Source organism: Amycolatopsis solani, assembly GCF_033441515.1.
GTDB lineage: Bacteria > Actinomycetota > Actinomycetes > Mycobacteriales > Pseudonocardiaceae > Amycolatopsis > Amycolatopsis solani.
This window is the reverse complement of record NZ_JAWQJT010000002.1, coordinates 2,146,895-2,171,171: the sequence shown is the minus strand read 5'-3', so window position 1 is coordinate 2,171,171 and position 24,277 is coordinate 2,146,895. Positions and strand designations below refer to the sequence as shown.

The 24,277-nt window shown below is 73.4% G+C and carries 20 protein-coding genes; 8 read left to right on the top strand and 12 right to left on the bottom strand.

What is annotated here, in order from left to right:
• Positions 1-4: 4 nt before the first annotated feature.
• Positions 5-613 (bottom strand): SRPBCC family protein, encoded by a 609-nt coding sequence (locus SD460_RS30520; RefSeq protein ID WP_318307086.1) that lies wholly within the window; start codon positions 611-613, stop codon positions 5-7.
• A 93-nt stretch (positions 614-706) separates the two neighbouring features.
• On the opposite strand from SD460_RS30520, the gene SD460_RS30515 reads away from it, so the two are divergent.
• On the top strand, positions 707-1,336 hold the full coding sequence (locus SD460_RS30515) for a TetR/AcrR family transcriptional regulator (protein ID WP_290061884.1): 630 nt from the start codon (positions 707-709) through the stop codon (positions 1,334-1,336).
• Between the two features lie 172 nt (positions 1,337-1,508).
• Positions 1,509-5,159, top strand: a complete 3,651-nt coding sequence (locus SD460_RS30510) for a CARDB domain-containing protein (RefSeq protein ID WP_438860854.1) — start codon at positions 1,509-1,511, stop codon at positions 5,157-5,159.
• A 51-nt stretch (positions 5,160-5,210) separates the two neighbouring features.
• On the opposite strand, the gene SD460_RS30505 is transcribed toward SD460_RS30510, so the two are convergent.
• The 9 genes from SD460_RS30505 to SD460_RS30465 all read right to left on the bottom strand — a co-directional run bounded on the left by SD460_RS30505 (position 5,211) and on the right by SD460_RS30465 (position 14,961).
• The gene (locus SD460_RS30505; protein ID WP_318307084.1) at positions 5,211-6,380 is read right to left on the bottom strand and encodes an NAD(P)/FAD-dependent oxidoreductase; all 1,170 of its coding nucleotides are present in this window, start codon (positions 6,378-6,380) and stop codon (positions 5,211-5,213) included.
• 73 nt (positions 6,381-6,453) lie between these two features.
• Positions 6,454-7,323, bottom strand: a complete 870-nt coding sequence (locus SD460_RS30500; protein ID WP_318307083.1) for a S1 family peptidase — start codon at positions 7,321-7,323, stop codon at positions 6,454-6,456.
• Between the two features lie 67 nt (positions 7,324-7,390).
• A complete protein-coding gene (locus tag SD460_RS30495; protein ID WP_318307082.1) occupies positions 7,391-8,275 on the bottom strand; it encodes a CU044_5270 family protein in 885 nt (294 codons plus the stop codon).
• On the bottom strand, positions 8,268-8,855 hold the full coding sequence (locus SD460_RS30490; protein WP_290062535.1) for an RNA polymerase sigma factor: 588 nt from the start codon (positions 8,853-8,855) through the stop codon (positions 8,268-8,270). The genes SD460_RS30495 and SD460_RS30490 overlap by 8 nt, the downstream gene beginning before the upstream one ends.
• Positions 8,856-8,956: 101 nt before the next feature.
• The gene (locus SD460_RS30485) at positions 8,957-9,421 is read right to left on the bottom strand and encodes a MarR family winged helix-turn-helix transcriptional regulator (RefSeq protein WP_290062533.1); all 465 of its coding nucleotides are present in this window, start codon (positions 9,419-9,421) and stop codon (positions 8,957-8,959) included.
• Between the two features lie 173 nt (positions 9,422-9,594).
• The gene (locus SD460_RS30480) at positions 9,595-9,918 is read right to left on the bottom strand and encodes a hypothetical protein (RefSeq protein ID WP_318307081.1); all 324 of its coding nucleotides are present in this window, start codon (positions 9,916-9,918) and stop codon (positions 9,595-9,597) included.
• A gap of 134 nt (positions 9,919-10,052) precedes the next feature.
• On the bottom strand, positions 10,053-10,175 hold the full coding sequence (locus SD460_RS30475) for a hypothetical protein (protein WP_290062528.1): 123 nt from the start codon (positions 10,173-10,175) through the stop codon (positions 10,053-10,055).
• A 46-nt stretch (positions 10,176-10,221) separates the two neighbouring features.
• Complete coding sequence (locus SD460_RS30470) at positions 10,222-11,679, bottom strand: LodA/GoxA family CTQ-dependent oxidase (protein WP_290062527.1); 1,458 nt, start codon at positions 11,677-11,679, stop codon at positions 10,222-10,224.
• A gap of 3 nt (positions 11,680-11,682) precedes the next feature.
• Positions 11,683-14,961 (bottom strand): CHAT domain-containing protein, encoded by a 3,279-nt coding sequence (locus tag SD460_RS30465; protein ID WP_318307080.1) that lies wholly within the window; start codon positions 14,959-14,961, stop codon positions 11,683-11,685.
• Positions 14,962-15,077: 116 nt separating this feature from the next.
• Between SD460_RS30465 and SD460_RS30460 the strand changes: the two genes are divergently transcribed.
• Genes SD460_RS30460 through SD460_RS30450 form a run of 3 tightly spaced genes read left to right on the top strand, consistent with a single transcriptional unit; the run spans position 15,078 to position 17,260 of the window.
• A complete protein-coding gene (locus SD460_RS30460) occupies positions 15,078-16,223 on the top strand; it encodes a S8/S53 family peptidase (RefSeq protein ID WP_290062251.1) in 1,146 nt (381 codons plus the stop codon).
• A 13-nt stretch (positions 16,224-16,236) separates the two neighbouring features.
• The gene (locus SD460_RS30455; protein ID WP_290062250.1) at positions 16,237-16,803 is read left to right on the top strand and encodes an RNA polymerase sigma factor; all 567 of its coding nucleotides are present in this window, start codon (positions 16,237-16,239) and stop codon (positions 16,801-16,803) included.
• 4 nt (positions 16,804-16,807) lie between these two features.
• A complete protein-coding gene (locus tag SD460_RS30450; RefSeq protein WP_290062249.1) occupies positions 16,808-17,260 on the top strand; it encodes a hypothetical protein in 453 nt (150 codons plus the stop codon).
• A 9-nt stretch (positions 17,261-17,269) separates the two neighbouring features.
• Here the strand turns inward: SD460_RS30450 and SD460_RS30445 are convergent, their stop codons facing one another.
• Positions 17,270-17,494, bottom strand: coding sequence for a holin (locus SD460_RS30445; RefSeq protein ID WP_290062248.1), 225 nt, complete (start codon positions 17,492-17,494; stop codon positions 17,270-17,272).
• Positions 17,495-17,638: 144 nt separating this feature from the next.
• On the opposite strand from SD460_RS30445, the gene SD460_RS30440 reads away from it, so the two are divergent.
• On the top strand, positions 17,639-20,977 hold the full coding sequence (locus SD460_RS30440; RefSeq protein ID WP_290062247.1) for a LodA/GoxA family CTQ-dependent oxidase: 3,339 nt from the start codon (positions 17,639-17,641) through the stop codon (positions 20,975-20,977).
• Positions 20,967-22,010: a tryptophan 7-halogenase gene (locus SD460_RS30435; RefSeq protein ID WP_318307079.1), complete on the top strand. Its 1,044-nt coding sequence runs from the start codon at positions 20,967-20,969 to the stop codon at positions 22,008-22,010. Before SD460_RS30440 ends, SD460_RS30435 begins: the two co-directional genes overlap by 11 nt.
• A gap of 43 nt (positions 22,011-22,053) precedes the next feature.
• On the opposite strand, the gene SD460_RS30430 is transcribed toward SD460_RS30435, so the two are convergent.
• Complete coding sequence (locus tag SD460_RS30430) at positions 22,054-22,617, bottom strand: TetR family transcriptional regulator (protein WP_290056948.1); 564 nt, start codon at positions 22,615-22,617, stop codon at positions 22,054-22,056.
• Between the two features lie 103 nt (positions 22,618-22,720).
• Here SD460_RS30430 and SD460_RS30425 point away from each other — a divergent pair, with 103 nt between their 5' ends.
• Positions 22,721-24,277: a GMC oxidoreductase gene (locus SD460_RS30425; protein WP_318307078.1), complete on the top strand. Its 1,557-nt coding sequence runs from the start codon at positions 22,721-22,723 to the stop codon at positions 24,275-24,277.

The following is a 24,277-nucleotide window of genomic DNA, read 5'->3' as shown; positions in this document are numbered from 1 at the left end:
TGGCTCAGCGGTGGCAAGGGGCTTCGGCGGTCGTCTTGAGGTCGGCCAGCCAGGCGTCGAGGCCGGGGGCCAGGTACCGCATCGCGGTGGCCGGGTCGGCTTCGATCTGCTCGCCCGTCCAGCTCTCCTCGGTGCGGACGAGGACGCCACCGCGGACCGGGGTGAACGTCCAGACGTGCACGCCGCGGTCGATGCGCAGGCCATCGCCGATCGCCGGGCCGCTCCAGCGGACGCAGCGGCCCGGCTGGAGCTGGTGGACGGTCGAGGTGATGACCAGCGTGGTCGCCGGCGTCGCGGGGGTGGCCGGGACCGGGGTCGTCCACCGGAACCGCGAGCCCGGGCGCAGCGGGCCGGCGTCGAGGCGCTTCGCGGTGCTGACGGCGCTCTGCCACGACGGCCAGCCCGCGACGTCGGTCTGCAGGTTCCAGACCGCGCCCGGCGGCGCGTGCACCAGCGTCTCCGTCCGGTGGTGCAGCTGCGCGGCGGGGTCGATGCCCTCGCCGCGGCAGGTGACCGGCGCGGGAGCCGAAGCGGCCGAAGCGGCCGGTGCCGCGATGCCGAGCAGGCCGGCGGCCAGGGGAAGGGCGAGCAAGGCGGTGCGCCAGCGGGTCATGGGGTTCTCCTCGAAGTTACGGCTTGTCGTGATGGTTAGAAGCTATAACCGACGTCGAGTGAGTGTCAATAGGAAAAGTGATACCCTCTAACCGTGACCGAGAGCCCGCGGGAGCGCTACCGCGCCCAAGTGCGTGAAGAGATCAAGCGGCACGCCTGGGAGCAGATCGCCGCGGCCGGCGTGCCCGCGCTGTCGCTCAACGCCATCGCCAAGCAGGTGGGCATGAGCGGCCCGGCGCTGTACCGGTACTTCGCGAGCCGGGACGAGCTGATCACCGCGCTCATCCGCGACGCCTACCGCAGCCTCGCCGACGCCGTCCGGACGGTCCGCGGCCAGGGCTTCGCCATGCTGGCGCACGTCATCCGGGACTGGGCGCGCAGTGATCCGCAGCGGTACTTCCTCATCTACGGCACGCCCGTCCCCGGCTACCACGCGCCCGCCGACACGACCGCGCTCTCGAACGAGGTCATGGCGGTGCTGATCGAAGCCTGCGCGGAACTGCCGGAGGCGGAGGTCCCGTCACCGTTCGACGAGCACCTCGAGACCCATCGCGAGTGGGCGGGCGACAGCGCCGTTCCGGCCGGGGCCCTGCACCGCGCGCTGTCCTTCTGGACCCGGCTGCACGGCGTGCTGTCCCTGGAACTGGCCGGCCACTTCGCGGGCATGAAGTTCGACCCCGACCTGCTGCTCGTCGAAGAGCTCACCGCGCTCTCCTTCGACTGACCCACCCGCGTTCCGGACAGATCGGGCGGCGATTCCGCACGCCCTGACGGCTAGTCGTCAAATTTCCGAATCATGTCAAGTTCTTGCATGTTGTCTCCTCGTTGTTGCATGCTCGTGAGGCTCGCGCTCCCTCCCCTGCCGCTCTCGACGAAGAGAAGACGCCATGACACGCATGCGCTTGCCCCGGCTCCTGGCCGGATTCCTCGCCGTGGGGCTGTCCGTCACCGGGCTCTCCCTCGCCTCCGCCGCAGGCGGCCCGCCACCCACCGCCGCAGCCACCGCAGCCACCGCAACGGCCGCCGCCGACGTGCCGCTGACCCGCACGGTGTCGGCGAGCAGCGCGCTGCCCGGTTACCCGGTCGCGAACGCCGTCGACGGGAACCAGGCCAGCTACTGGGAGTCCGCCAACAACGCGTTCCCGCAGTGGCTCCAGGCCGACCTCGGCTCGGCGAAGCCGCTCTCGCGGATCGTGCTGAAACTGCCCGCCACCTGGGAGTCCCGCACCCAGACCCTCGCCGTGCGCGGCAGCACCGACGGGACCGCGTTCACCGACCTCGTCGCCTCGAGCGGCTACGCGTTCGCGCCGAGCGCCAACACCGTCACCATCCCGGTGACCGCGACGACCCGGTATGTGCGCCTGCAGATCACCGCGAACACGCAGTGGCCCGCCGCGCAGCTCTCGGAATTCGAGCTCTACGGCCCGGACGCCGGGGACACGCAGGCGCCCACCGCGCCGGCCAACCTCGCGCTGACCGAGCCTGCCGCCGGCCAGATCCGGCTCACGTGGTCGGCCTCGACCGACGACGTCGGCGTCACCGGCTACACCGTCTACCGCGACGGCACCCCGGTCACCACCGTCACCGGCACCACGTTCACCGAGACGCGGCCCGCGGGCACCCGCGTCGAGTACTTCGTGCGGGCCAAGGACGCCGCCGGGCACGAGTCCGCCGACAGCACCCACGTCGTGCGCCAGGGCACCCAAGCCGGGCAGAACCTCGCCGCGGGGAAGCCGATCGAGGCGACCTCGAGCGTCTTCTCCTTCGTCCCCGCGAACGCCAACGACGGCACCACCGGCACGTACTGGGAATCCGCCGCGGGCTACCCGAACTCGCTGACCGTGAAGCTCGGCGCGGGCGCCGACCTCGACGCCGTCGTCGTGCAGCTCAACCCGGACCCGGTGTGGGGCGCGCGGACGCAGAACTTCGAGGTGCTCGGCCGCGACCAGGGCGCTACGGCGTTCACCACGCTCAAAGCCCGCGCCGACTACCGCTTCGACCCGGCGGCCGGCCAGAACGCCGTGACTGTCCCGCTCACCGGGCGCGCCGCCGAGGTGCGGCTGCAGTTCTTCGCCAACTCCGGCGCGCCGGGCGCGCAGGTCGCGGAGTTCCAGGTGCTCGGCACGCCGGCGCCGAACCCCGACCTGGTCGTCACCGGCACCACCTGGACGCCGGCGAACCCGGACGAGACCAGCCAGGTCACCGTCTCGGCGACGGTGAAGAACGCGGGTACCGCGGCTTCGCCCGCCACGACCGTCAACGTCGCCCTCGGCGGCACGGTCGTCGGCAACGCCGCCGTCGGTGCGCTCGCCGCGGGCGCGTCGGCCACGGTCACCGTGCCCGCGGGCACCCGGCCGCCGGGCAGCTACAGCGTCACCGCGACCGTCGACCCGGCGAACGCGGTGGTCGAGCAGAACGACACCAACAACACCTTCACCGCGCCCGCCCCGCTCGTCGTCGCGCAGGCGCCGGGGCCGGACCTCGAGGTCACCGGCATCACGTCGAACCCGCCGAACCCGGCGGCCGGCACGGCGGTGTCGTTCACCGTGACCGTGCACAACCGGGGCACCAGCACCGCGGGTGCCTCGGTGACCCGGCTGACCGCCGGATCCACCACCCTGACCGGCACCACACCCGCCGTCACGGCCGGGTCCACAGTGGACGTCGCCATCGCCGGCACGTGGACCGCGGCCGCCGGCGGCGCGACGCTCACCGCCACCGCCGATGCGGCGAACGCGGTCGCGGAGACCAACGAGTCCAACAACGGGCTCTCCCGCTCGATCGTGGTCGGCCGCGGCGCGGCCCTGCCGTACACCGAGTACGAAGCGGAAGCCGCGCAGTACCAGGGACAGCTGCTCGAAGCCGACCCGCTGCGCACGTTCGGCCACACGAACTTCGCGACCGAGTCCTCGGGCCGCGCTTCGGTGCGGCTGGCCAACCAGGGCCAGTACGTCGAGTTCACCTCCGTGAACCAGGCGAACTCGATCGTCGTCCGCAACTCGGTGCCCGACGCGGCCGGCGGCGGTGGCCAGGACTTCACGCTCAGCCTGTACGTCAACGGCACCTTCGCGCAGAAGCTGACGCTGTCGTCCAAACACAGCTGGCTCTACGGCACCACCGACGACCCCGAAGGCCTCACGAACACGCCGCAGGCCAACGCGCGGCGGCTGTTCGACGAGTCGCACGCCCTGCTGAGCCAGTCCTACCCGGCGGGCACGAAGTTCAAGCTGCAGCGGGACAACGGCGACAGCGCGGCCTACTACGTCATCGACCTGGTCGACCTGGAGCAGGTCGCGCCGGCGCTGCCGAAGCCCGCCGGGTGCACGTCCATCACCGAGTACGGCGCCGTGCCGAACGACGGCGTCGACGACGCCCCGGCGATCCAGCGCGCGGTCACCGACGACCAGAACGGCGTGATCGCCTGCGTCTGGATCCCCGAAGGTCAGTGGCGGCAGGAGGCGAAGATCCTGACCGACGACCCGACCGTGCCCAACGGCGGCGGCCAGTACAACCAGATCGGCATCTCCAACGTGACCATCCGCGGTGCCGGCATGTGGCGTTCGCAGCTGTACTCGCTGATCCAGCCGCAGGACGCGGGCACCATCAACCACCCGCACGAAGGCAACTTCGGCTTCGACATCGACAAGAACACGCAAATATCCGACATCGCCATCTTCGGTTCCGGTCGGATCCGCGGCGGTGACGGCAACGCCGAGGGCGGCGTCGGCCTCAACGGCCGCTTCGGCACCGGCACCAAGATCTCGAACGTCTGGATCGAGCACGCCAACGTCGGCGTGTGGGTCGGCCGCGACTACAGCAACAAGCCGGAGCTGTGGGGCCCGGCCGACGGCCTGGAGTTCAGCGGCATGCGGATCCGCGACACCTACGCCGACGGCATCAACTTCACCAACGGCACGCGGAACTCGAAGGTGTTCGACTCGTCGTTCCGCACCACCGGCGACGACTCACTCGCCGTGTGGGCCAACCAGTACGTGAAGGACCCGTCGGTGGACATCGCGCACGACAACGCCTTCACCAACAACACCATCCAGCTCCCGTGGCGCGCCAACGGCATCGCGATCTACGGCGGCTACGGCAACAAGATCGAGAACAACCTGGTGTCCGACACGATGAACTACCCGGGGATCATGCTGGCGACCGACCACGACCCGCTGCCGTTCTCCGGGCAGACGCTGATCGCGAACAACGCCCTCTACCGCTGCGGCGGCGTGTTCTGGGGCGAACAGCAGGAGTTCGGCGCGATCACGTTCTTCGCGCAGGGCAAGGACATCACCGGGGTGACGCTGCGGGACACGGAGATCCACGACTCCACCTACGACGGCATCCAGTTCAAGACCGGCGGCGGGACCATGACCGTAGCGGTCGCGAACGTCAAGATCGACAAGTCGAACAACGGGGCCGGCATCCTCGCGATGAGCGGCGCCCGCGGCAGCGCGAGCCTGTCGAACGTGACGATCACGAACTCGTCGGCGGGCAACGTCGTCGTCGAGCCGGGTTCGCAGTTCGTCATCACCGGCGCCCCGTGAACCCGGGCGGCGGCGCCCGCGTCCCGGGCGCCGCCGCCCGGCTCCCCCCGGTCACCGGCCGGCGGGCGCCCCGGCGCGGAGCAGCTCTTCGCGCCGGGCGTCCTTGACCCACCACTTGCGGGCGCCCGGTTTGCGGCCCTCCGCCGCCAGCTGCTTGACGGTGCTCGCGCAGACCAGTTCCTTGAGCCACGCGCCGGGGCGGCCGCCGAGGTGCAGCCCGATCGCGGTGTCGTCGCGCCGCGAGAACTGGAAGAGCCCGGCCCGCCGGCCCAGGCTGAGGCACTGGCCGGCGAACCCGACCTCGGCGGGCGCGGGCCGCTCGCCGCGCAGCCTGCTCAGCACGGTCTCGGCGGCCTGCGGGCCCAGCTGGACCGCGGACTGGCAGCCCATCCGGTACGGCAGGTCCGAAGGCGAGGCGGAGTCCCCGGCCGCGACGACGCGGTCGTCGTCGACGCTCGTCAGCGTCTCGTCCGTGCGCAGCCGCCCGGCGGCGTCGGTGCTCAGCCCGCTGCGCGCGGCCAGGTCGGGCACGCCGAACCCGGCGGTCCACACGGTCACCGGGCTCGGCACCACGCGGCCGTCGCCGAGGCGCACGGCCTCCCGCGTCACGGCGCCGACGGTGCTGCCCGGGCCGTCGAGCACGGTGACGCCGAGCGCGGCGAGCCGCCGGGCCACCACGCGCCTGCCCTTCGGGTGCAGGTAGGGGCCGAGCGGGCCGCCGCAGACCAGGGTCACCGCGCGGCCCGCCTCGGCCAGTTCGGCGGCGACCTCGATGCCGGCCGGACCGGCTCCGACCACGGTCACCGCGGCCGCGTCCGCCACCACCGGCCGCAGCAGCCGAGCCTCTTCGAGGGTGGTCAACGGGTGCGCGAACTCCGCCGCGCCCGGAACGTCCCGCACGGCGCTGCCGCTGCCCACCGCGTAGACCAGGTAGTCGTACGCCGCGGTGCCGCCGTCGGCCAGCTCCACCCGGCGCCCGGCGACGTCGATCCGGGTGGCGGTGCCGACGCGCAACCGGACGCGTTCGGCGAGGACGTCCCCGAACCGGACGGTCGCCTCGCCCGAGCCGGCCGCGACCTGGTGCAGCCGGATCCGTTCGACGAATTCCGGGCGCGGGTTGACCAGGGTCACGGTCACGTCGTCGCGTTGCGTCAGCCGGTTGGCGGCCATGACGCCGGCGTACCCGCCGCCGAGCACGACCACTTCGGTGTTCCGGGTCATCGGTGTCTCCTCAGCTCGTGTGTCGGCCTCAAGACACCGGAGCCACGGGCGGTGTGACAGGGGGTGGTGCGGGTCACCCGGTCTGGTCGCGGATCCAATCCGCGACGACGTCCACCCGCGCGATCGTCTCGGCCCCGGGCTGCGGGCACGGCGGCCCGGTGTTGACGATGGCCACGAGCGTCCCGGTGCGGTCGTCGCCGGAGACGAAGAACGGGCCGCCCGAATCCTCCGGGCACGGGCCGTTGTCGACGGTGCGCGTGCCCACCGGCAGGGCTTCCAGGGTCGACTGGCCGATCCGCGAGACCGTGAACCGCCCGCGTTTCAGGTGGTCGGACGGCCCGAGCACGGTCGCCGAGTGCGAACCCCAGCCGGCGAACTGCAGTTCCTGGCCCACCACGGGCCGCTTTTCGTTCAGCGCGACCGGCACGATGTCGTTGATCGCGAGGTCGAGCTTCGCCAGCGCGAGGTCGTTCACCGGGGACTGCTTGACGTCGACGACCTCGGCGGTGTGCCCGCCGGGATCGGTGTCCTTCAGACGCCCGACGGTCACCTTCATCGTGTACGGCGGCCGTCCGCCGATCCGGGTGTCGGCCAGGTCGTGGAAGCAGTGCCCGGCGGTGACGACCCACTGCGGCGCGACCAGCGCGCCGCTGCAGGCGCCGTCGCGCACCCCGCCGCCCGCGACGGGGATGTCGGCCGAGGTCAGTTTCGCGTTGAAGGGCAGGGTCGGGTTCGGGGCGGGCCGGGGCGTCGTGGTGACCGGAGCCGGTGCCGCGGCCGCCGGGTCGGGCAGGCCGTGCCCGCCGGCCGCGGCGGCCAGGACGGACCCCGCGACCGTCAGCCCCGTGGTCGTGTGCGCGAACGCGAGCCCGGCCCCGGCCAGCACCGCGACGGCGGTCGCCCGCGGCCGGAAGAGCCGCCGTCGTTGCGAAGAAGTCCTCACACCTCTGATACACGGGTGGGAGCCCGGAACGGTTGCGCGTTTCGCGCGCGAACCGCGTCGGCGCCGGTCAGGGGCGTTGCCCGGCCTGGTCGACGAACGCCTTGGCGGTCACCGCGCTCCCGCGGGTGCCGAGGAACCGGTGGGTGGTGGCGTCGAAGACGAGCAGTTCCGGCTGGGCCCGCGGCGACGAGCCGGGCGGGACCGGCCAGGTGATCCCGACGCCCGGGCGGCCGGCGCCGTCGGTGACGTGGTCCAGCGCCGTCAGGCCGGGTACCTTCGCCGCCGCCTCGAACAGCGCCGCGGCGGAAGCGGGCGGGAGGGCCTGCTCGTAAGCGAGCGTGATCACGTCCTTGCCCAGCGCGTTGACGTCGCCCTTCTCGCCGCTGTGGTGGTCGTCGAGGTAGGCGGACATCGCGTCCGCGGTGGTCGGCAGGTCGGTCCGGTAGGCGGGGGAGGGACGGCAGTCCTCGAGCGTGCCCTCCTTGCTCGGGTCGTTGGCGCCGTAGATGGGTGCCTTGCCGTCGCGGCAGCCGGGGACCTTCGTGTCGTCGATGAGGCCGTCGCGGGTGCCGTCGACCGACAACCACACCTCGCGGACGTGGTGGTCGGGGAACTCCGTCTTCACGTACAGGAACTGGTCCGGCCGCGGCGGGGTGCCCGGTTCCCCGAGCGCCGCGGCCGCCGCTTCGGTGAGCACCCGCACCGGATCGGCCTGCGCGACGCCGACCCCCACGCCGGCCCCGGTCTCGCCGGCCGGGGCGAGCGCCACCACGGCGGTGATGCCCGCGGCCAGCCCGGCGGCGGCCCCCGCCGTCCAGAACCAGCGCCTCGCCCGTCGCGGGCGCCCGGCCCGCGCGGCGGCCAGCAGCCGTTCCCGGGCGGGAGCGAGGTCTTCCGCCGCCGCGAGGCCGACGGCGTCCGCGCGCTCGCGGATCAGGTCCAGGTCATCCATGGTCGGAGGTCTCCTTCACGAGGTCGAAGGCGCCGAGTTCGGCGCGGACGCGGTGGCGGGCGCGGCTGAGCCGCGACTTCACGGTGCCGACGGGAATCGCCAGCGCTTCGGCGACTTCGGCGTAGCCGAGCCCTTCGGCGGCGACGAGCAGCAGCACGTCCCGCTCGCCGGGCCGCAGCGCGGCCAGCGCCCGGTCGAGCCGCTCACCGAGGGCTTGGGCGCTGACGCGGTCGGCGACGTGCTCGTCGTGCCCGGCTTCGGCGGGCGGCGGCCCGACGGCCAGCCGGAGCTTCAGCTCGCGCACCTCCGCCCGCCGCTGCCGCGAGACGAGGTTCGTGGCGATGCCGTAGAGCCACGGCCGGGCGTCCGGCCGCGCCACGTCGAACTTCGCCCGCTTGGCGAACGCGATGAGGAACGTGTCGGCGAGGACGTCGTCCGCGGCCGCCGGGCCGAGGCGCCGGACCAGGTAGCGGTGGATGTGCCGCGCGTGGCGGTCGAAGATCACGGCGAACAGGCCGGGCTCCCGCCGTGACCGCGTGATCACGCTCGCGTCGTCGTCTTCCGTGTCTTCCCGGGTCATCGCCCGCCTTCCGCCGTCGCCGGTGTCCTCAGCTGTTCACGGAAGGGGCGGAACGGGTTCCGGAATCGAGCCGATCCGGCGGCAGAAGTGACACAGGTCACTCAGGGGCAGACCTCGGCCGCCACCATGCGGCGGTTGGCCTCGCCGAGCCCCTCGGCCAGCGCGTTCAGCTGCTCCGGGGTGAGGACGTCGAGCAACAGCTCCCGCACAAGCGCGACGTGCCCGGGGGTGGCTTGGTCCAGCCGGGTCGCGCCTTCGTCGGTCAACACGGCGTAGACGGCGCGGACGTCGCTGTCGCACGCGCGCCGCCGGACGAGCCCGGCCTGCTCCAGCTGGCCGATCTGGTAGGTCAGCCCGCTCTTGGAGTTGGAGACGGCGCAGGCGAGTTCGGCCATCCGCAGCTCGCGGTCGGGGGCCGCGCCGAGCCGGGCGAGGATCTCGTACTGGAGGTGGGACAGGCCGGCGTCCCGTTTGAGCTGCTGGTCCATGCGCTGGTGGAGCAGGGTGAAACTGCTGCGGAACGCGTTCCAGGCTTGCTGTTCCTGCGCGTTCAGCGAACCACCCATGGGGACAACGGTACCCCGGTGTTCAAATTCGAACCGGTCGTCGGCGGCGCGGAGTCAGCGCCGGGTGGCGGCGGTCGCCAGTTGCTCGGTGATCTGGTCGAGCAGCTCGGTCGCGGCCTGCTCCAGAGCGGCCAGGTCGGCCAGCGTCGTCTCGCCGGTGGTCACGGGCACGGTCACTCCTCCAGCGCGTCGTGGCGCGCGACGATGGCTTCGGCGAACGCCGTGTGCACTCGGACGTACTCGTCGCGGCCCACCGCCGTGTCGGCCCACTCGTGCCAGCGGATGTGGGCTTCGGCGACGTCCACCTGGGCGGCCGCCGCGACCGTGGCGGGCGAGGTGCCGGCGAGGATCGCGTGGTGCATCAAGGACGGGGACGATCGCCTCGCGAGTTCGGCCAGTGCGGCCAGGCGGGCGAGTTCGGCGAGGGTGTCGGACGGGACCGGACGGGGACGCGGCCGGGGTAGCGGGCGCGAGTTCCCGGTCAGGACGCTGGTCATCAAACGGCTCCTGGTCGGAGGAAACCTGAACGGCGGACGATTACCCCGCCTCACCAGGGTCAAACGCGCCGCCTGGTGACCTCCATCTCACCGCTTCGAGTGATCTCCGTCTCCGGTGCCGCGGTGGTCCGCGCTCACCTGTCCCGTTTGAACAACAGCAGGACGATGACCGCCACGACGGCCACGCCCAGCAGTGTCGGCCCCAGCCAGCCGGCGAGGATGGCGAGCAGGCCGACCGCGCCTTCGATCTTTCCCATCGGTACCTCCCACCCTGCAGGGGGCGGCCACCGGCGTCCTGATACGTCACAACGTGCGTTCGGTCTCCACGAGTTCGCCGTCCCGCCGGGTGACGAACCCCAGCCGCGCCCACCGCCCGCCGACGAAGTCCTCGACGGCCGTCGCGCCCCGGTTCCAGTTCTGCGTCCCCTGGCCCGGGGTGGTGACCTGGTCCGGGCGCGGGGCCGGCCACCAGTTGTTCCGGCAGGCGTGGAAATCGCTTTGCCACGGCACCGACATCCCGGCGGTCACGTCACCCGGCCGCACGGCCGGACCGAGCCGGAACGACACGTGCTCGCCGCCGACGGTGAAGTCGTCGACGTAGTTGGTGCGCTCCAGCAGGAACGCGCCCGCCTCGATGCCCGGGTAGAGGGCGCGGCCGACGCAGTTTTCGAGCGCGGCCTTGTCGAGCCCCGCCGGGGTGTCGGCATCGCCGGGTTCCGGGAACGACGGCCCGGCGTCGCGCGGCCAGTCGGCGGTGAAGTGCCCGGCCGCCCACCGTTCGATCATCGCGAGCTGGGTGCCGGTCAGCCGGAGGTCGCCGCTCTGCCGGTCGTCGGTGTTGAGGTCGGGCATGTGACCGGGTCCGCGCTTGGCGGTCCGCCGCCCGATGTCGGCCACCAGCTTGGCGGCCTCAACCGGGTGCCGGAACCGGTCGTGCGCGCCGCGCGCGGACGCGATGACCGCCCCGGTGTCGTACGCCGCCTGCAGAACGGGGTAGATGTCGTCGACATAGGACGGCCAGGCGACTTTCGCTTTCTGGCTCGCCAACGCGTCGAACACCGTGTCCCAGAGCCGCACGACGTTGCCGACCGGCGGGGCGAACTTGGGTGGCCCGACGACGACCCACGCGCGCTGGACCGGGGGAAGACCGGCTTGTCCCGGGATGTCGACGGTCGCCGAGACGAACCCGTCCGAGACGTCGTCGAACCATTCGTCGCTGTCGCCGGAGTCGTCGAGCCGGTGGCCCGTCGGGGATCCGGCCCGGCCGAGGCCGCCCAGCACGACGAGGCGGCCCTCGCCGTCGGTGCGGATGTGGCCCAGGCGAACGGGTTCCGGCGCGTGCCCGTGGACGGTGAAGGTCCCGCCGTCCAGGGGCACGGCCGGCCGGTCGGGGCCCGAGATCGTGTGCTCGCCCGCGTCGATGATCAGCCCGGCGCGTTCGTTCGCGGGGTAGTCGCTGTTGCGCAGGACTTCCCGGCCCGGGTGGAACTTCGGCGCGGCCGCCTTGCGGTTGGCCAGGTGGACGGTCCACGTGATGCGGGCGTCCGCCGCCGTCAATTCCCGGACCGTGCCGTCGTCTTCGAAGGCGTACACGTGGAATCGCGCGCCCTGCCGTTTGATCAGGCCCCGATCGTCGCGGTACCGGCCGTCCGGGGGTACGGCGAGCTGCCACGGCCGTTCCGGTCCGATGAACCCTTGTTCGCTGGTGCCGATCCGGGCGATCCCGATCGCGGGGTGGATGCGGAGGGCGACGATGGTCATGGCTCAGTGCCCCGCGCCGAGGCAGCTGAAGCCGGCCGCCGCGACGAAGGACCCCGTTTCGTCGTCGCGGAAGGATTCCTGGGCGGTCGCGAGCGCGACGGCGGGTGGCTGACCGGCGGCGAGGTTCCGGTGGAAGGCGATCATCAGCGGGGTGGTCTCCCTGTCCGGCACGGGAACGACGGACGCGACCAGCTGCGCCGTGCCGAGCGCCATGAAGGTCGCGCTGAGGCCGAGGAGTTCGTCGCCGGTGCACACGACGGAGCGCCCGCTGTCGCAGGACGCCAGCACGACCGTGCGCGGGGCGCGGTCGAGCTGTTCGAGGTCGTGCACCACGAGTGGCCCGTCGTGCAGCCGGAGATCGGACAGCAGCGGCTGGTCCACGGCGAGCCTGCCGTGCGCGGCCAGGTGCAGGACGTCGGCGGTGGCGACCGCTTTGAGCACGGCTTCGACGGTGGCGGCGTCGCCGACGAGCGGGGTGGTGCCGTGCAGCGCCGCGACCGCCTGCGCCTCCTCGTAAGCGCCGCGCAGCTCCGGCCCGGCGGCGACGCTGACCGCGCCGAGTCCCGCTGAACGGCGGGCCGCCGCGGAATGCCACAGGGTCGCCGACGGCGACACGGTCACCGGCCGCCCGGAACACGACGGCAGCACCGACCACGGCACGCTGTGAAGCGGGCCTGTCGGCACCACCACGAGCTGGCGGCCGCCGAGCTCCGGGAACGCGCGCAGCAGCACGTCGTCGAGCGTCGCGGCGGTGGCGCGTAGTAGCTGCCGCGCGGCCGCCCGGACGGCGGCGGGCGCGGTGCGGTGGGCCAGTCGGCGCAGGGCGAAGGTGATCCGGTCGACGGACGACGCCACCGCCGCGGTGGCGCCGACCAGGCGCAGCCGGAGCACGCCGTCGACGAGGCTCAGCGCGTGCAAAGTGCCGTTCAGCTGGACGAATTCGACCAGTGCGGCGTCCCCGAGCGCGAGGTCCGCCGGCTTCACCGGGCGGACCGGCGGCCGCGGCGCGCCCGGGCTGAGCCGGGCCCGGTCGCGGATCTGCCGTTCCAGCAGGGCTTGCCGGGCGCGGTCCGCGCCGTGGCCGCCCGGCAGTCGGGCGAGCGTCCCCCGCAGTTCCGCGAGCAGCGCGACCAGCTCCGGGTCTTCGGGCGGGCGCAGCGGCCGGTTCGCGAGCCGGTTCGCGCGGCCCCGCTCGGCCCACTCGAAAACCCGCGCCGGGCGGCCCGATTCGAGCGCGATGCGCAGGCCGAGCTCGCTGAGCTCGGCCCGGTGCGCGGCCGAGCGCGCCCGCAGGTCGGTGGCGCCGAGCGCACTGGCGTGCTCGTCGAGGATCCGCAGCCCGGCCCGGACCGCGCGCGTGGCGGCCCGGCTGTCTCCCGCGCTCCGGGCCAGCACCGACCGGGCGTACCACCGCCGCGCCCGCAAGGCGGCGGGGCCACCGCGGGTGGTCCCGGCCGCGGCGGCACGGAGGTGGGCGACGGCACCGTCGTGGTCACCCCCGTCTTCGGCCAGCCTGGCGGCGACGAGCCGCGCTTCCAGCGCGGCGGCGGGCCACCCGGCGGAGGAGAGCACCCCGACCATGGCGGCGGCCCGCGCGGCCCTCACCCGCGCCCGGCGCCCAACCCCCGCACTTTCACGTGAAAGTGCGAGCCTGACCCCGACGCCTTCCCGGTCGAGCGGCGGCCCAGCGCCTTCCCGGGCGGGCGGCGGCTCGGCGCCTTTCCAGGCGGGCGGCGGCCCGGCGCTTTCCCGCGCGGGCGGCGGCCCGGCGCCTTCCTGGTCGAGCGGTGGCCCAGCGCCCTCCCGGCCGAGCGGCGGCCCGGCGCTTTCACGTGAAAGTGGCGCCCCGGCACCTTTCTGGGCGAGCGGCGAGCCGGGGCTTTCGCTGGAGAGTGGCGCTCCGGCACCTTTCTGGGCGAGCGGCGTCCCGGCGCTTTCGCTTAGGAGCGGCGCCCCCGCACCTTCCCGCGAGAGCGGCGACCCCGCGCCTTCCCGGGCGGGCGGCGACCCCGCGCCTTCCCGGGCGGGCGGCGGCCCGCTGCCTCCCCGGGTGAGCGGCGGCCCGGCACTTTCCGGCGCGGGCGGCGAACCCGCGCTTTCACGTGAAAGTGGCGCCTCGGCGCCTTTATGGGCGAGCGGCGACCCCGCGCCTTCCAGGGCAGGCGGCGGTCCGACGCCTTTCCGGGTGAGCGGCGGCCCGGCACTTTCCGGCGCGGGCGGCGCCCCGGCACCTTCCCGCGAGAGCGGCGAAGCCGCACTTTCACGTGAAAGTGCGTCCTGGGCATCGGCGGCTAAGCGGGCCTTCAGCACCGCGAGCCAGGCGAGCTCGGCCCACTCGCGGCGGTCCTGCCTGGTGAACTCGCGGTGGGCGCGCCGGGCCTGGTGCTCCGCCGTCGGCCAATCTCCGCCCAGGTGTGCTGCCTGGGCCAGTAACAGGCGCGCGCCCGGGACGAGCAACCGGCGGCGTTCGCGCGTGAACGCGTGGACCGCTCGCTCGGCCGCCGCGGCTGCCTCGACGCGGGCGCCCACCGACAGGAGCAGTTCCGCCTGGTCGGAGTGCACCGGGCCGAGCTGGCCGCCGCGGTCGCCGATGATGCGCTCCGCGCGGCCGAGGTGGGCGAGGGCCGCCGGGACGTCGCCGCGGAGGGTCTCGAGGAAGCCGAGGTTCTCGGCGATGATGCCGACCGCCAGGCCGCGGCCCAGTGCGCGGGCGAGGCCGTCCGCTTCCCGCAGGTCCGCCTCCGCGGCGGCGAAGTCGTGCCGCTCGGTGTGGAAGATGCCGCGGTTGACCAGCGCGCGCTGCAGGTTCAGCGTGTCGCCCGCCCGGCGGAGCGCCGGGATCGCCGCCTCGTACTCGGCGCGGGCGTGGCCGAGCCGCCCGATCTGGTGCAGGAGGTCGGCGCGCTGGGCCCTCGCCCGCGCGCTGCCGGCCGCGTCGAGCTGCGGGACCGCGGTGTCGATCTCGGACAGGGCTTCGTCGGGTTTCCCCCGCTGGACCAACGCCGCGGCGAGGGGGATGCGGGCCTCGCCCGCCAGCACCGGCGAGCCCGCGTCCGACGCCAGTGCGAGCGCGCGCCGGAGGTGCCGGATCGCGCTGTCGACGTCGCCGCACTGCAGGTTCGCCCGGCCCCAGGCCCGCTCGGCGATCGAGGCCGCCGCGGGGTCCGCTTCGGCCGTCGCGCGCCGGAGCGCGCGCTCGGCGGCGGGTGCGGCCCGGCCGGCGTCGGTGTCCGCGCGGCGTAGAGCCGCGAGCGCTTCTTCGAGTGCGGACGATCCCCTCATGGCTGAAAAGCATGCCCCGTTTCGGCGGTACCTGGAACAGTTTCCCGGTGTTGGTATCAAACGCGTGACCGGTGCCACCGTCGGATATCGGTACTCGACGCCGGGAAGGCTGGATCATGGCACAACAGGACGAACTGATCGTCGACTCGAACGGCTTCAGTCAGGTCAAAGAAAAACTTTCGGAATGGGGATTGTGGGGCAACGGCACCACTTCGGCCGAGGAGGACGAGCGGCTGCGGCTGACGTTGATCAAGGACCTGACGGATCTGCCCGCGTACGCCGAACGGGCGAAATACGGCTACCGCAACGAAATCGAGATGCTCGAAAAGCGGACCGACCGCCTCTTCGGCGACATCGACGTCCTGCTCTACGACCTGCGCGTCCGGTTCGCGGCCGAAGCGGGCCGGATCCCCGTGGCCGGCAAGAATCGCGACACCTTCATCGGTTACCCGCAGCACAAAGGGTACGCGGACCCGATTCCCCTGGAAGAAGAACCGTCGTTCACGCCCGGTGTGCAAACCAGTGACAGCATCCGGGTCGGCGTGGTCGACACGCCATTCTTCCGGCTGCCGCAGTTCACCGAAGAGATCGTGACGGCGGGGGAGGGGCCGTCGCCGGACGCGAACGGGCACTACGACCCGCTGGCCGGGCATTCGACCTTCGTCGTGGCGAAGATCCACGAGGAAGCCCCGGACGCGCACATCGTCGTCAAAGCCGGGCTCGACACGGGCACCGGCCGCAATTCGGTGTGGGAGACCGCCCGGAAGATCGCCGAATTCGCCGACACCCCGATCGACGTCCTCAACCTCTCCTTCGGGACCAGGACCGACGACGCGCAGCCGCCGCTGGCCCTCCGGCGGGCGATCGACAAGGTCAGGGCCGCCCACCCGGACGTGATCGTGGTGGCCGCGGCGGGCAACCGCGGGCACCTGCCGAGCCCGCCGCTGGCCATCTGGCCCGCGGCGATGACCGACGTCGAGGCCGTCAGCACCGAGGCTTCGTTCGCGGTCGTCGACCGCCCGTGGGTCGAGATGATCGCGGACGGGACCGACGTCGACGGGTTCTACCTGGACGGTCCCGTCCGGCTGTCCCGCGGGATCACCGCCTTCACCGGGCAGGCGACCTGGAGCGGGACCTCGTTCGCGGCGGCGAGCGTCAGCGGCGCCGTGGCCGACCAGCTGAGGAAGTACCGCAAGGAACCGCACAAGGCGGTGCTGGCGGTGCTGCGTGGCCCGATCGCGACGGCACACCGCCCGACCTGACCCGGAGGACCGCATGCGCGACGACCCGGGAGTGACCGCGCTGGTGAAGCGAGCGCGGGACGGCGATCAAGAAGCGTGGAACGCGCTGGTGGACCGGTTCGCGCCGCTGGTGTGGTCGGTGTGCCGCCGCCACGATCTCTCCCGGGCCGACGCGGAGGAGGCCGGGTCGAACGTCTGGCTGCGGCTGGTCGAAGGACTCGGCAGCCTCCGCGAGCCGGCCGCGCTGCCCGGCTGGCTCGTCACGGTCACCCGGCGGGAATGCCTGCGCGTGGTCAGCGGACGGCGCGGGCAGGTCCTCGTGGCGGACGACCGGTTCCCCGGCGAAGACGGTCTCGCGGCCGACGCCGAAGTCCTCAAGCAGGAGCAGTACCTCGCGCTGCGCGAGGCGTTCGCCGGGCTGTCCGACCGGTGCCGCCGGCTGCTGACGCTGTTGTTCAGCGAGCCGCGGCCCTCCTACACCGAGATTTCGGACCGGCTCGACATGCGCGTCGGCGGGATCGGCCCCACCCGCCTGCGGTGCCTGGACGCGCTCCGGCGCAGCGCACCGCTCGCGCCGTACGTGACCGCTCCGGAAGCGTGACGCGATGGCGGAACAGTGGGAAAGCGACGAAGAGCTGCTGGCCGACCTGCGTGCCGCGCTTCAGGCCGAAGCCGAGGTCCCCGCCTGGTTCAGCGAAACCGGGAAGGCGGCGCTGGAATGGCGTGGCCTCGACGGGGAACTGGCGACGCTGACCGAAGATTCGGCGACGACCGCGCCGGCCGGCGCCCGCGCGGAACCGGCGTCGCTGCGCTCGCTCACCTTCACCGGGCGCGAAGTCACCATCGGGATCGAGGTCGACGCCGACGAGCTGCACGGCCAGATCGCCCCGCCGCGGGCCGGGGAAATCGAGGTCCGCCCGCGGCGGGGCCCGGTGCGGCGGCTGCCCGTCGACGAGCTCGGCTGGTTCGCCATCCGGCCGAAACCCGCCGGCGCTTTCCGGCTGTGCTTCACCAGCGCCGGCGGGCACGTCGTGCTCACGGAGTGGACGACGGTGTGAGGCCGGGGTTCAGGAACCACCGCCGGGCGGGACGAACGACGCCGAGCCGTCCGGGTTCGGCAGCTGGCTCGCCAGCGAAGCCAGCAGGGAGGCGACCACGGCCATCCCCGTCGTCGACAGCGCGGTGACCCAGTCGGTCACGAGCAGGCCGCTGCCGAGCGTCGCGACCGCCACCCCGGCCGCAGTGCGCACGGCGCGCTCGCTGGCGTCCTTCCAGAACTTGCGAGTCCACATGGTCCTTCCTTTCCCCCGCACACGCGGGTGCTCGCCGGGACAGAGCGTGCCGGTGATCCGCTGATACCCCCGTGCCGCAACCGAGACGTATTTTCCGGGGCCCGCCCGGCACTTCATGGACGCACTGACCGGAGAGGGGAAACCATGGCCATCACCGAGGTCCGCATCCATCCCGCGATCGGCATCGCCCGGATCGGGAACAGCGACACCGAGTTCTTCATCGGACCGGAGCGGCCGTGGGACCGCACCGCGCCGCCGGGCGGGTACAAGGACGCGCAGTGCCGGATCAAGCGCCAGGCGGCGCGGTTCCGGGTGTTCGGCTACGACAACGGCGTGCCGGTCGAGCTCACCGCCGCCGACGCCACCATCGAGTGGACCGTGCGCCTGGTCAACCGCAAGGCCAAGGCCGACGGCTTTTACGTCGCCGGCCCGCGCAACAAGACGGTCACCGGCGCGGCGCGGGACAAGCTGGTGATCGATCCCGGCGACCGGGTCCTCACCGGACCGGACCAGCGCGCCGTGTTCGACACCGGCACGTTCGAGGTGCCGGGGCACGCCGCGGTGACCGTCCCGCTCGGCGAGGCGCGCACCGACGACGACGGCCACCTGCTGGTGCTCGGCGGGCTCGGCGGGGCCGGGGCGGTCCCGGCGAACGCCGGCTTCCAGAACTTCGCCGACAACGACGGCTGGTACGACGACGTGGCCGACGGCCCGGTGACGGCCACCGTCGAGATCGGCGGCCAGACCTTCACCGCGGCGGGCTCCTGGGTGATCGTCGGCCCGCCCAAGTACGCGCCGCCGATCGACAACGTCCTCCGGCTCTGGGACGCCGTCTACGACGCCCACGTCACCGCAGGCAACGTGACCGCACCGGGCACGCCGTCCTACACCGACGACGTCTACCCGGTGCTGCAGGCGGCCGTGGATTCCGGCGCGGTGGACTCCACCGGGCTGGGCCACCACGCGTTCAGCCATCCGGTGGCCGGCTCGGCGGCGGTGTACAACCGGCTGCTCGCCCCCGCGGGCGCCGGGCACATGCCCCGGTTGTACTCGACGAGTGGCCAGCTCGACCTGCGGCTCACCCCCACCCAGCTCGCGCTGATGCAGAAGTGGTCGACCGGGACCGTGACCGCCGACTGGAACCCGGCCTGGGGCCAGGGCCCGCCGCCGTCCCCGGGCATCACGCCGGGCGGGCTGGACAAGGCGGCGCTGGAAAACTGCGTCGGCGGGGCGTTCTACCCCGGCATCGAGGCGGGTGTCCTGCTGACCGACGCTTCGCTGTACCTGCCCGTCGTGGAAAACGACGGCGTCCCGTCGTTCCGGCTCGACCACACCAAGGTCGTGCCGGGTGCCGTCACCGCGCGGATGGCCGTGCCCTGGCAGTCGGACTTCTACGCGTGCGCGGACCACTGGTGGCCAGTGCCCCGGCCGAACCAGGTCGAAGTCCCGGGGCAGGGCACGAGGGACTGGACCAGGTCGGTGGCCGGCCGGCCGGAGTTCGTGGCGGGCAAGTGGGCCAAGCTGGGGTTCGTGACCCGTCAGGGCACGACCCTGGTGGAGACCGACCGGTGCGACACGGCGGACACCTCGGTCAACCTGGTCACGCCGTCGATCACGTTCCGCGACGTGCCCCAGGGGCCGCTGGGGACGACGCGCAAAGCCGCCCGCGCGGTGGTGTTCGAGGTCCGCTCCACCACGCCGGTGACGCTGACCCTCACCGCCGGCCCGGCCGATCCGAGCCTGTCCCGCTACACCCCGGTCCCGGTCAGCGTGCCGCCCACCGGTGGTGCGTTCACCACGGTCCGGCTGTGGCTCGTCTACGCCGCGCCGAACACCGCGCACAGCGTCACCGACAGCGTCACCGCGTCCTGTCCGGAGACCGGGCAGACCTGGACCATCCCGATCAGCGCCAACTCCGTGCCGCGCAAGACCGTCGCCGCCGCGCTGGTGCTGGACAAGTCGGGCAGCATGAGCCAGGACCGCGGCGACGGTCTCGGCAGCAAGGCGCAGAGCCTGCGCGAGGCCACGACGACGTTCCTGGACCTGATGCTGCCCGGTGATTCCCTGTCGCTGACGGCGTTCGACGACGACGCCAAGGTGGTCCGGAGCCTGACCGCGCTCGGCGATCCGGACGACCCCTTCGACACCTCGCGCAGCGACGTGCGGTCGGCGATCTACGGCGCGGACTTCAACCCCGGGGGCAACACCTCCATCGGCGACGGCATCCTGGCCGGCCGGGGGACGCTGGCCGGCGCCGGCACCCAGGTCCGGTCGCTGGTGGTGCTCACCGACGGGATCGAAAACCGGCCCGAGTACATTTCCGCCGTCGCCCCGGCGATCGACGAGACCACGTACGCGGTCGGCCTCGGCACGGCCGCCACCACCAGCGCCGCCGCGCTGCAGACCATTTCCGGCAACCACGGCGGCTACCTGCTGATCACCGGCTCGGCGCTCGGCGGGGACAACCAGTTCCTGCTGAAGAAGTACTTCCTCCAGATACTGGCGGGGGTGAGCAACGCCGAGGTGGTGCTGGACCCGGTCGGGTCCATCGCGTACCGGCAGGTGCAGCGCGTGCCGTTCACGGTGTCCGACACCGACCACCTGGTCGACGTCATCCTGACCGCCGAGGACCGCAAGCGGCTGGTCTTCCTGGTGGAGACGCCCGACGGGCAGCTGATCGACCCCGCGGCCGCGCGGGCGCTGGGCGGCACGTTCGTCGTCACGGACCAGGTTTCGTTCTACCGGCTCCCGATGCCGGTGCTGGCCGACCCGGCCCGGCCGAGCCACCCCGGCACGTGGAACGCGGTCCTGGCCTACGACCGCCGCGGGGTGGACACCCACGGCGACCAGGATCCGCGGCGGGCGCAGCGCTATTCCGTGCTCGTGCACGCCTGGTCGGACCTGTCGTTCACGGCGGCGGCCCACCAGAGCGGGTTCGAGCCCGGCGCCACCGTGACGCTGGTGGCGGGCCTGGCCGAGGCGGGCATCCCCGTCACGGCCGGGATGTCGGTCCAGGCGGAGATCACCCGGCCGGGCGGCGCGCGCACCACCCTCGCCCTCACTCCGGGCGACGACGAGTTCACCGGTTCGTTCGTGGCGACCGTGCCCGGCGACTACGGGATCCGGGTGCGGGCCACCGGGACGGCGGGCCGCGGCCACCCGTTCGCCCGCGAGCGCACGCTGTGGGCCGGGGTCTGGCGGGGCGGGGACACGCCACCGCCGGGTGGCCCTGGCGACCTCGGCGGCGCGCTGGCCGAGCACGACCGGCGCTGGTGCGCGGTGCTGCGGTGCGTCCTGCTCACCCTGGCCGGCAACGACCGGCTGATGGAGCGGTGGCGTGAACTGGGGCTCGATCCCAAGGAGTTCCTGAAGTGCGTCGAGCTCCTGTGCGACGGCAGCGCGCCGGCCCGGCTCGAATCCGTCCCGGACGACGTGCGGCGGCTCGTCGGCGAACTGCGGCGGACGGTCGGCGATGCGGGTTGACGCGGCCGTCGTCGGCGGTGGCCCGGCCGGGGCCACCGCCGCGCTGCGGCTGGCCGGGGCCGGCGCGACGGTGGTCCTCTACGAGCGGTCGGCGTACGACGGGCTGCGCATGGGCGAAACGCTGCCCCCGTCGGTGAACCCGCTGCTGCGCGAACTGGGGTTGTGGGACCGCTTCCTCGCCGCTGAGCCGATGCCGTCGTACCTGACGGCCAGTGCGTGGGGCGGTCCCGAGGTGGCCGAGCGGTCGTTCGTGTTCAGCCCGTACGGCCACGGCTGGCACACCGACCGGGCCGCCTTCGACCGCATGCTCGCCGACGCGGCCGCGGCCGCCGGGGTCGCGGTCCGGCTCGGCGAGGCCGTCCGCGGGGTGCGGCGGGTCGGCGGCGGGTTCGCTGTCGACGCCGGTTCGCCGGTGGTCGCGGACGTCGTGGTGGACGCGACCGGCCGGTCCGCGCGGGTCGCCCGCGGCCTGGGCGCGCGCCGGGCCGGCCGCGACCGGCTGGTGTGCGCCGCCCGGGTGTTCGCCTTGCCGCCCGGCGCGACGGCGGGCGACACGTTCCTCGAGGCCGTGCCGGACGGCTGGTGGTACGCCGCGCCCCTGCCGGCGCGGCGGCGGCTGGTGGCCGCCTTCGCCGACGCCCGCCACGCCGCCCGGGCCGGGCTCGCCACCCCGGACGGCTGGGCGGCCGCCGTGGCGCGCACCGCGCACACGCACGCGCTGGCCACCGGCGACGCCGGGCCGGTCCACGTGGTCAGCGCGGCCAGCCACCACCTGACCCCGGCGGCCGGACCCGGCTGGGTGGCCGTCGGCGACGCCGCGCTGGCCGTCGACCCGCTGTCCTCCGGCGGGGTCGCGTTCGCGCTCCGGACCGGCATGCGGGCGGCCGAGGTGCTGCTCGGGGGCGCGGCCGAGGGCTACCTCGCGCTGGTCGAGGCGGAGGCGGCGGAGTACTACCGGCTGCGCGAGGAGGTGTACGGCTGGGAAGCGCGCTTCACCGGGGACCCGTTCTGGCGCGAGCGAGCGACCGGCTGATCAGCTCGTGAGTGTTAAGGCGGGTTCTAACCCGACTTAACACTCACGAGCGGTCGTGCGCACCGGCGGCGAGGCCGTCCAAGAACACCCGCACGAGCCGCTCGGCCGGCTCTGCTCGCCGGGCCGGCCCGGCGGCCAGCGCCGCTTCGTGCATTTCGAACAGCAGGGCCAGGTCCGCCGGTTCCAGGTCGGCGCGGACGCCGCCTTCGCGCTGGGCGCGCTCGAAAGCGGGGCGCAGCAACGCGATCAGCGCGTGGGTGTACTGGCGCTGGCTGCGTTCCGGCAGCTCCCGGAACACCCGGACCAGCGGCCGCCGCCGGGCCTGCATCGCCAGCACGCGCCACAGCAGCTCGCGGAACGGCTCGTCGCGGACCAGGCCCTTGAGCGCGGTGAGGTGGTGCGCCGCGACGGCGAACGCCAGTGCCGTGCGGTCGGGGAAGTGCCGGTAGACCGTCGCGCGGCCGAGGCCCGCCCGGCGGGCCACTTCGTCCAAGGCGACGTCGGCCTCTTCGCTGAACACCTCGTCGGCCGCGCGCAGGATCGCTTCGCGGTTGCGGCGCGCGTCGACGCGCCGGGGTACGGCCGATGACGGTCGCCCTGCGCGCATGGGCCAACACGTTACTCGCGAGTAGTGAGACCGGCAATCCGTTCCATCTCTCGGTTCGGGTTCCTACCGTCACCCCAGGTCACGATCACCGCCGGAGGAGCCCATGCCCGTCCTGAACCGCCGTACCGTCCTCAAGGGCGCCGCCGCCGTCGCCGGGGCCGCCGCGCTCGGCGCCGCCCGGGTCACCCGCGAGGACCACCGGGTCGTCGTCATCGGGTCCGGGTTCGGCGGCGGGGTCACGGCGTTGCGGCTGGCCCAGGCCGGGGTGCCGGTGCTGGTGCTCGAACGCGGACGGCGCTGGCCGACCGGGCCGGACGCCGAGACGTTCCCGCACCCGACGTCGTCGCCGGACAAGCGGATCTTCTGGCTCGGGTCGGCGCCCTCGCTGCCGGGGCTGCCTTCGCTGCCGCCGTTCGAGCGCTACACCGGGCTGCTGGAACAGGTCACCGGCCAGGGCATGAGCATGATGTGCGCGGCGGGCGTCGGCGGCGGCTCGCTCGTCTACCAGGGCATGACGCTGCAGCCGACGGCCGAGCTGTTCCACGCCTGCTTCCCCGAGCAGCTCGACTACGCCCGGATGGCCGCCGAGCACTACCCCCGCGTCGCCGCGATGCTCGGCGTCGAGACCGCGCCGGACGCGCTGGTCGAAAGCCAGACGTACCGGGCCGCGCGGGTCTTCGCCCGCAACGCGCGCGCCGCCGGGTACGCCGTCGAGAAGATCCCGATGCCGATCGACTGGGACTTCGCGCTGCGCGAGCTCGACGGCACGGTGAAACCGTCCTACACCAACGGGGACTGCGCCCTCGGGGTGAACAACGGCGGCAAGCACTCGGTCGACGTCACCTACCTCGCGGCCGCCGAAGCGACCGGCCGCTGCACCGTGGCGCCCCTCCACAACGTCACCGGCGTCGCGCTCGCCCCGGACGGCCGCTGGGAGATCCGCGCCGACCGCATCGACACCGCCGGGACCGTGCTGGAAAAGAAGGTCCTGACCGCGAAGGCACTCGTCATGGCGGCCGGCACGGCGAACACGACGCGGCTGCTGATGCGCGCGGGCGCGAAGGGCGACATCCCCGACCTGCCCGACGAGCTGGGCGACGGCTGGGGCACCAACGGCGACCGCATCTACACGTGGACGAACCTCGCCGACGACTTCGGCGCCCCGCAGGGCGGCCCGGTCGTCTACGGCAGCAAGGAGTGGGACGACCCCGCGACGGCCAACACCGTCATCCAGGCGTCCCTGCCACCGCTGCCGGACCTGCGCACCACGATGCTCGTCGGCTACGGGATCAGCGCCGGGCGCGGCCGGTTCGTCTACGACGCCGCGAAGGACGACGCCGTCCTGCACTGGCCGTCGAACGCCGACGCGAAGCTGAGCGCGCGCATCCACGAGCGGATTTCCCGCATCGCCGGGCCGCTCGGCGTGCTGCTCGACACGACCGCCGTCGTGCCCAGCACCTGGCACCCGCTCGGCGGCGCCGCGATGGGCGCGGTCTGCGACCTCGAAGGCCGCGTGCTCGGGCACCGGGGCCTGTACGTCCTCGACGGCGCCCTGATGCCGGGGACGACGGCCGCCTGCAACCCCTCGATGACCATCGCCGCCGTCGCCGAGCGCGCGCTGGACCACCTGATCGCCGAAGACGTCGACCGCGTCTTCTAG

Bases quoted from the DNA above. Each gene is read 5' to 3' on its own strand.
- SD460_RS30490 (WP_290062535.1), bottom strand. From the start codon at position 8,855: ATGACCCGGGAAGACACGGAAGACGACGACGCGAGCGTGATCACGCGG.
- SD460_RS30425 (WP_318307078.1), top strand. From the start codon at position 22,721: ATGCCCGTCCTGAACCGCCGTACCGTCCTCAAGGGCGCCGCCGCCGTC.
- SD460_RS30475 (WP_290062528.1), bottom strand. From the start codon at position 10,175: ATGGGAAAGATCGAAGGCGCGGTCGGCCTGCTCGCCATCCTCGCCGGC.
- SD460_RS30520 (WP_318307086.1), bottom strand. From the start codon at position 613: ATGACCCGCTGGCGCACCGCCTTGCTCGCCCTTCCCCTGGCCGCCGGC.
- SD460_RS30430 (WP_290056948.1), bottom strand. From the start codon at position 22,617: ATGCGCGCAGGGCGACCGTCATCGGCCGTACCCCGGCGCGTCGACGCG.
- SD460_RS30445 (WP_290062248.1), bottom strand. From the start codon at position 17,494: ATGTGGACTCGCAAGTTCTGGAAGGACGCCAGCGAGCGCGCCGTGCGC.
- SD460_RS30470 (WP_290062527.1), bottom strand. From the start codon at position 11,679: ATGACCATCGTCGCCCTCCGCATCCACCCCGCGATCGGGATCGCCCGG.
- SD460_RS30465 (WP_318307080.1), bottom strand. From the start codon at position 14,961: ATGAGGGGATCGTCCGCACTCGAAGAAGCGCTCGCGGCTCTACGCCGC.
- SD460_RS30480 (WP_318307081.1), bottom strand. From the start codon at position 9,918: ATGACCAGCGTCCTGACCGGGAACTCGCGCCCGCTACCCCGGCCGCGT.
- SD460_RS30510 (WP_438860854.1), top strand. From the start codon at position 1,509: ATGCGCTTGCCCCGGCTCCTGGCCGGATTCCTCGCCGTGGGGCTGTCC.
- SD460_RS30450 (WP_290062249.1), top strand. From the start codon at position 16,808: ATGGCGGAACAGTGGGAAAGCGACGAAGAGCTGCTGGCCGACCTGCGT.
- SD460_RS30435 (WP_318307079.1), top strand. From the start codon at position 20,967: ATGCGGGTTGACGCGGCCGTCGTCGGCGGTGGCCCGGCCGGGGCCACC.
- SD460_RS30460 (WP_290062251.1), top strand. From the start codon at position 15,078: ATGGCACAACAGGACGAACTGATCGTCGACTCGAACGGCTTCAGTCAG.
- SD460_RS30495 (WP_318307082.1), bottom strand. From the start codon at position 8,275: ATGGATGACCTGGACCTGATCCGCGAGCGCGCGGACGCCGTCGGCCTC.
- SD460_RS30440 (WP_290062247.1), top strand. From the start codon at position 17,639: ATGGCCATCACCGAGGTCCGCATCCATCCCGCGATCGGCATCGCCCGG.
- SD460_RS30485 (WP_290062533.1), bottom strand. From the start codon at position 9,421: ATGGGTGGTTCGCTGAACGCGCAGGAACAGCAAGCCTGGAACGCGTTC.
- SD460_RS30455 (WP_290062250.1), top strand. From the start codon at position 16,237: ATGCGCGACGACCCGGGAGTGACCGCGCTGGTGAAGCGAGCGCGGGAC.
- SD460_RS30505 (WP_318307084.1), bottom strand. From the start codon at position 6,380: ATGACCCGGAACACCGAAGTGGTCGTGCTCGGCGGCGGGTACGCCGGC.